The sequence below is a fragment of the Colwellia marinimaniae genome (assembly GCF_002207865.1).
Classification (GTDB): Bacteria; Pseudomonadota; Gammaproteobacteria; order Enterobacterales; family Alteromonadaceae; genus Colwellia; species Colwellia marinimaniae.
On sequence record NZ_BDQM01000306.1, the window covers coordinates 1 to 265 of the forward strand.

A 265-nucleotide genomic window follows, 5' to 3' on the forward strand; every position below is an offset into this window, starting at 1 on the left:
AAACAGAGGTAAAAAAAAAAGGCAAAGCAAAAAGACACAAGGAAAACGGAGGAACATCAGACAAAAAGGAAAAAAGAAAAAAAAAAAGAGAAAAAAGAAAAAAAAAAAGAAGAAAAAAAAAAAAAAGAAAAAAAAAAGAAAAAGAAAAAAAAAAAAAAGAAAAAAAAAAGAAAAAAAAGAAAAAAAAAAAAAAAAAAAAAAAAGAAGAAAAAAAAGAAAAAAAAAGAAAAAAAAAAAAAAAAAAGAAAAGAAAAAAGAAAAAAAA

Annotated in this window: 1 protein-coding gene; it reads left to right on the forward strand. The window is 16.6% G+C overall.

The genetic code is table 11. From position 1 onward, the window contains the following. The coding region (locus tag MTCD1_RS23720) for a hypothetical protein (protein WP_200818683.1) at positions 1-265 on the forward strand (265 nt) is incomplete at both ends.